We start from the raw sequence: 5,955 nt of genomic DNA, 5'->3' as shown, positions 1-5,955 counted from the left end.
GATAAGCGGCGGTGTTCCCGGTGAGTTCACTCTGGCACTTCGCCAGGCATATATCGAATCTGCGTTGAAGCAGACCGGTGAGCCGTTCAACTGAGGAGATCGCTTCGGGAAGCAGGAAGCGGCTCATCGGAATCTTCGAGAGCATGTAATCGATAGGCTGCTGGACATCGAATCGAACATCTCGGTTCTTGCCGCGCCAGGCGTCACCGCGTTGACCAGGATGTTCTTCGTGGCGAGTTCCTTGCCCAATTCCTTTAAATCGATTTGGTTCGTCGTGCTTCTGATGTCCGCGCATTGACGGTGCGCTGCCGTTGCCCACCCAGGCCTGCATCGTTCACCATCACGAACTCAGCTCCTGCATCAATACCCGGTGAAGGAGGGCGCGCGCTTTTCCATGTAGCTCGTAAAGCCCTCCTTGAAATCTTGCGTGCGCATGCAGCGCGCCTGCTCATCGTCGGCTTTCAGGTAGGCGTCGTCGTAGGACTCGTCCAGCGCCATCCAGATCTGGGCCTTCATTGCCGCCAGCGAGCGTGGCGCCGAATGCTCGGCGAGCTGGCGCGCGTAGGCCATGGCGTGCGCGAGCAGTGCGTCGTCGTGCACGCTGTTGACCAGGCCGATGCGCTCGGCCTCGGCCATCTCAATGCGGCGCGCGGTGTACAGCAGGTCGGCGCTGCGCGCCGGGCCGACGAGACGCGTCAGCAGCCAGGCACTGGCCTTCTCGGCGGGCACGCCCAGGCGCGCGAAAGTGAAATTCATCACCGCCGAGCGCGCGGCGAAGCGCAGGTCGCAGTGCAGCGCGAAGATCGCGCCCCAGCCGTAGGCCGCGCCGTTGACGGCGGCAATGGTGGGCTTGCGAGCGCGGATCAGGCCACTCCATCCGGCGGCGAATTGGCGCGCGAGCGCGGGGCCGACACCGTCGTCCCACTGCGGCGGCGGCTGGTCGGCAGCCGGCGTGGGCGTGCCGGGGACGCTCGGCGCTTCGTCGTCCAGGTCCATGACCCCGCCCAAGTCCACGCCGGCGCAAAAGGCGCGCCCGGCGCCCGTCACCACGATCGCGCGCACCTCGGGGTCGGCGGCGGCATCGGCCACGCGGGCGAAGAAGCGCTCCAGCATCGCGGGGCTGATAGCGTTCATCTTCTCCGGCCGGTTGAACGTGATGGTCGCGACGCGTTGCTCGACCGAATAAAGAAGGTCCGTGCTCATGGAGTTCTCCGAAGGGGGTTAAGCGGTCAGAATTCCTTGGAAACGCTGACGCACGATGCCGGTGGCCTCGGTCATGATGCGGTCGAGCCGTTCCTGCACCGTCGAGATGTCGCCGATCAAGCCGGCGACCAGCCCGCAGCTCCAGGCCGCGGCGTCCATCTCGCCTGCGTGCAGCACCTTGCGGTTCTGGCTGCCGGAAAAGAAGGTGCGGCCGGCGCAGGCGAGCACCACCGCCTCGATTCAGCCGACGGCGAGCAGATAATCGTTGCGCACGATTGGCCGGGCGAGGCGGATCGCCAGCGCTTCCTCGCCGCCGACGCGGCGCAGCAGTGCCTGGAAGCGTGTGCGAGCTTCCCCGTCGAGATCGCGCGCCAGCGCGGCCGCCTTGTCGAAGTGCCACAGCATCTGTGGTGTGCTGCTGCGCCGTATCGTTGCGCCACGCAATTTGAATTCGATTGGGCCGAGCGTCGGATGTACGCGCCGCTTGGTATCGGTAGTGACGAATTGCCCGGCCGGTAGGTCTGGATGGGCGGCGAGCCAGGCGTGGTAGCAGGCAGCATTGGCCTGTAGTTCGGCCGTCCAGTCGCGGAACAACATCTCCAGCACCGGCTCCAGCGTCCTCGGCACTGCGTCGTCGGCGGGGAAAGCGGGGGCGATGTCGGGGTACTCCGCATCGGGAATCACCGCCAGGTTCATGCGCTCGACCCAGCGTAAGACGTTAGGCGCCCGCAGCGCCATGATCCGCGCCGGCGCCGGGTCACGCCCAAGGTGAGCGAACAGCGGCGCCATCAGGCCGAAATCGGCGATGCTGGGATGGCCGCCGAGCAGGTAGGGCACGTGCTGGAAGTGGATGTCGAGCAGTTCCAGCAGTTCCAGATACACGCCTTCGATGGCCGCGGCGGCCTCGGGCGAACCGCCGAGCGCCAGATACATGCCGTTGAAATAGGCAATCATCCTTGCGCCGGCAGCGTTGCGCGCCTGGCGGTCGTTGCCCAGATAGGAGACACGGCCGAATTCGGCGTTGAGGAAGGACCGCTGCTCGGACAGATACGGTTCGGCCCAGCGGTAGTGCATCGCTGGCAGCATCAGATGCTCGGTGCCATAGGCGTCGAGCAGCCAGGCGACGACACGTTGCACTGGACTCGCCGGGATCATCGCCCGCTCTGGCAGACGCCGTTCCATGAAGTCGATGATTTCCGTCGAGTCCTGTAGCACTTCGCCTTGTGGCGTTTCCAGGACGGGTGCGACGCCGAGGCGGACGATGGGCCGGATCCGCGATTGGAAATCGGGATGTCCGGCATAGAACTCGCGATACGGGATACCTTTCTTGATCAGATAAGAGCGCACCTTGCCGGTGAACAAGGACAGCGCGCCGCCCCAAAGGGTGTAGCTATCGGAGGTGGGTCGGGTATCGGACATGCCAATCTCCATGCGAAAGTGAGAAGATTGTCGGAGTGTGTCCAGACCGCTACCAGACGCAGGGTGGACATTTGATAGTCAATTCAGGCCAACTGAACGGCGGTCGTATCCTTTGAACATCATGAGTTCGCCTAGACTCGCCCTGCGCACCCCGCAGGCACCCAAAATGCACCCGGTGTATGTACGCTTATTGTGTGATGTGCTGCGCAAACGCGGGCTGGATGTCACTGCCTTGCTCGCTGCTGCTGGGCTACGACCTGATAGCATTGGCGAGGCCGCCGCGGCCATTAATTTCTCGCAGCTGCTTACGTTGATTCGCCTGGCGCGACATCAGTGCGACGATTCCATGCTGCCCATTGAGTGGGGACGTCGTGTTCGTGCCAACGTGCATGGAAACGTCGGCACGGCCATCTTTGCCAGCGGCACCGTGCGCGAGGCACTACGCGCCACGGAAATACTGGCGATTCTACGGTGCTCGGCCATGTGCTTGAGCCTGCAAGAGGAAGGCGATTGGGCGCGCTTGGAATATGAACCAGTCATGCCGCTATACGGGCTGGAAGATTTCATCGCTACGGCTGTGGCCTTTGGGGTACTGGAAATAATGCGCGGCCTGCTTGGCCACCATATCAGCCGCGTCTGCATCGAATTCCCCTTCGCGCCGCCGGACTGGGCCGAGGAACGCAACGCACACTGCTCGAGCGAGGCCAGCTTCGGATCGCCAAAACTGACGTTTCGCTTCCCGATCGAACTTCTTGATCACGCCCTGCCATCCGCAGATGCCCATGGCCACAAGGCGGCAATGCGGCAATGCCAGCTCGATCTGCGCGAAACTTCGGCGCGGTTGTCGGAGCGCCTCGCAGCGTATCTCGCCAGTCACACGGAAACCTATCCGAACCTCGACCAGGTTGCGGGCAGCTTTTGCGTGTCGCCGCGAACCTTGCGGCGTACCTTGCAGCGCGAGGGAACCAGCTATCGGAAAGTGTTCGATAGCGTTCGCATCGAGAGTGCAACGCTATTGCTCAAGGAATCCACGCTGAGCATCGAGGCGATTTCACAGCGCGTCGGCTACCGGGATCCGTCGAATTTTATCAGGGCCTTTCGCAAGGCTCATGGCTGTACGCCGCGGCAGTTTCGCAACGGGGACTGATTGTGTCTGCGCAGGCGCCGCCCGATCCGGTGAATAAAAAAGCCTTCGAGAGGTTGTGCGCGGAGCAGGCCCTTGCTTTTCAGGCGACACAAGAACTTATAGAGGTAGTTCAGTAGTGAGCTTGATCCTCTGAAGCGGTATCTCGGTTTCTACGTTTCGCACCCCCCGAATGCCTGAGATATGTTTCTGTTGAAATTGCCGGTAGTCGTCCAGATCGGTCACGACCACCCGCAGAAGGAAGTCGTAGCCGCCGGCCATGAGATAACACTCAAGCACCTGCGGGACCTGCTGTATCTCGGTCGAAAAGTGTTCAACGATAGCCTGATCCTGGCGATCTAACGTCACCCGGACAAAGACTGTCATGCCCAGACCAACCGCTGCTGGCCGCAACAGCGCGACGTACCGGTCAATGACCTCAGCCTCCTCCAACAATCGGACCCTGCGCAAGCAAGGCGACGGCGATAGGCCAGCCAGATTTGCCAGTTCGGTGTTATGTATCCGCGCGTCCCGTTGTAGGGCTTGCAGGATGCGCTTATCGATCGCGTCTAGCTTGATTGGCATTTGGAACTATCCTGGGTCGTGAAGTTGACATGAAATGCTATCGAATGGGCAGCCTGGCATCAAGAACGCAATCAAAAGCTAAATTGAATAGCCTAGAATTTCTCTCATGCTAACGCTGCAACATCGACACGAATTGCCTGTAGAGATGGGGAAAATGAGCACGATGTTTGACTACACACTGGCAGAACGCATGGGGATCATCCAGCCTTCTCCATTCAGGTTAGTGCAACAGGCAGCTAAAGATGTCGAGGAGTCTGGCAGAGAAGTACTGTACCTGTCCATTGGCGAGCCTGATTTCGACACACCTGACAATATCAAGGACGCAGCGATCGACGCGATCCGTCGCGGCGATACAAAGTACACAGCCAGCGACGGCACCCCACAGATTAAGAATGCCATCCGCCGGAAGTTCCTGCGCGACAACTCGCTGGACTACGCTGCAGAGGACATCACGGTCACAATGGGCGGCGTTCAGGCAATCTTCAATACGCTTTTAGCGACGGTCGGACCTGGTGATGAAGTCATTCTTCCTGCCCCATTCTTTTCGCCTTACTCGTCCGCAATCGGGCTAACTGGCGCGACGCCAGTCTTCCTCAAGACAAAGGAAGAAGATGGCTTCGTCCCTCAGCCGCGCGACATCGAAGCGCTGATCACCGAGCGTTCTCGTTGGCTGGTGTTGAATTCACCGTCGAACCCGTCTGGCGCAATCATCGATGATGAAACACTCAGAGCCATTGCTGATGTTGTACGCCCCCACCCGCGCTTGCTGGTGTTCTCCGACGACATGTACGAAACCATTCGGTTTGGAAACAAACCGTTCAAAAACATCATCAATGTTGCGCCGGATTTTCGCGATCGGACAGTAATACTTAACGGGGTTTCCAAAGCGTACGCCATGACGGGATGGCGCATGGCATATCTTGCTGGACCTCGTGAACTGATCGCCGCTGTTATACGGGTATCGAACTCGTCGGCGTTCGCCCCGAACTCAATTTCTCAGGCAGCCGCGGCAGAGGCTCTTAGCGGTTCTCAGGAACAAACTCGAGTCCGATCCGATGCCTACGAGAAACGGCGCAACATTCTCCTCGCGCTGCTCGGCCAGATTCCGAATCTTAGTTTTACGCGTCCTGATGGCACGTTTTTCATGCTTGTCAATTGCCAGCATTTCTTTGGCAAACGGTCTAGCGACGGGCGTCTAATCGAGAACGACGTAGATTTTGTTCTTCATGCGCTTGAGTCGCAAGCGGTGGCGTTCATGCCCGGATCAGCCTTCGGTATGCCTGGATACTTCCGGATATCTTTCGCGGCGTCGGAGGCAACTTTGCGCGCGGCGATGGGACGACTGAAGTCGCTGTGCGAAACGCTCGATCGCAATGGTGCCAAGAACGCAGCGCTCCCATTGGATAGCAAGGAATTCAACCGACTCTCTGTTCTCGCCTAGGAAGAGGAAGCAACGCTTCCATGACACAACGCACCGTAGAAAAATGGCAAATATCGACGAAGTGACGCAAGACTTCTGGACGGCACTCGACGCAGGAAGCATCCCGGATGCAGGAGCTTACGCTGGAGCAAAGGAGTGAACGTGACACTACGTAAAGTTACCCTCGACGACAAGTATGCGCTCG

6 protein-coding genes and 1 pseudogene are annotated in these 5,955 nt (G+C 59.9%); 2 read left to right on the top strand and 5 right to left on the bottom strand.

The window, feature by feature from the left end; translation table 11 throughout:
* Positions 1–88 precede the first annotated feature (88 nt).
* The 4 genes and pseudogenes from J3489_RS36780 to J3489_RS36765 form a co-directional block, all read right to left on the bottom strand.
* Positions 89–255, bottom strand: a pseudogene (locus J3489_RS36780) (SDR family oxidoreductase); the annotation flags it as partial.
* A gap of 105 nt (positions 256–360) precedes the next feature.
* On the bottom strand, positions 361–1,203 hold the full coding sequence (locus J3489_RS36775; protein ID WP_207005705.1) for an enoyl-CoA hydratase/isomerase family protein: 843 nt from the start codon (positions 1,201–1,203) through the stop codon (positions 361–363).
* Between the two features lie 18 nt (positions 1,204–1,221).
* Positions 1,222–1,431: a hypothetical protein gene (locus tag J3489_RS36770; RefSeq protein WP_207005704.1), complete on the bottom strand. Its 210-nt coding sequence runs from the start codon at positions 1,429–1,431 to the stop codon at positions 1,222–1,224.
* A 12-nt stretch (positions 1,432–1,443) separates the two neighbouring features.
* Positions 1,444–2,622, bottom strand: coding sequence for a glutathione S-transferase family protein (locus J3489_RS36765; RefSeq protein ID WP_207005703.1), 1,179 nt, complete (start codon positions 2,620–2,622; stop codon positions 1,444–1,446).
* Positions 2,623–2,743: 121 nt separating this feature from the next.
* Between J3489_RS36765 and J3489_RS36760 the strand changes: the two genes are divergently transcribed.
* Entirely contained in the window at positions 2,744–3,769 is a 1,026-nt protein-coding gene (locus J3489_RS36760) for an AraC family transcriptional regulator (protein WP_242540605.1), read from the top strand.
* Positions 3,770–3,865: 96 nt separating this feature from the next.
* Here the strand turns inward: J3489_RS36760 and J3489_RS36755 are convergent, their stop codons facing one another.
* The gene (locus tag J3489_RS36755; protein ID WP_207005706.1) at positions 3,866–4,324 is read right to left on the bottom strand and encodes an Lrp/AsnC family transcriptional regulator; all 459 of its coding nucleotides are present in this window, start codon (positions 4,322–4,324) and stop codon (positions 3,866–3,868) included.
* Between the two features lie 112 nt (positions 4,325–4,436).
* Between J3489_RS36755 and J3489_RS36750 the strand changes: the two genes are divergently transcribed.
* Positions 4,437–5,771 (top strand): pyridoxal phosphate-dependent aminotransferase, encoded by a 1,335-nt coding sequence (locus J3489_RS36750; RefSeq protein WP_207005701.1) that lies wholly within the window; start codon positions 4,437–4,439, stop codon positions 5,769–5,771.
* Positions 5,772–5,955: the final 184 nt, after the last annotated feature.

Source organism: Trinickia mobilis, assembly GCF_017315705.1.
Taxonomy (GTDB): domain Bacteria; phylum Pseudomonadota; class Gammaproteobacteria; order Burkholderiales; family Burkholderiaceae; genus Trinickia_A; species Trinickia_A mobilis.
The sequence above is the reverse complement of the archived record's forward strand: the minus strand, read 5'-3'. Positions and strand labels throughout refer to the sequence as shown.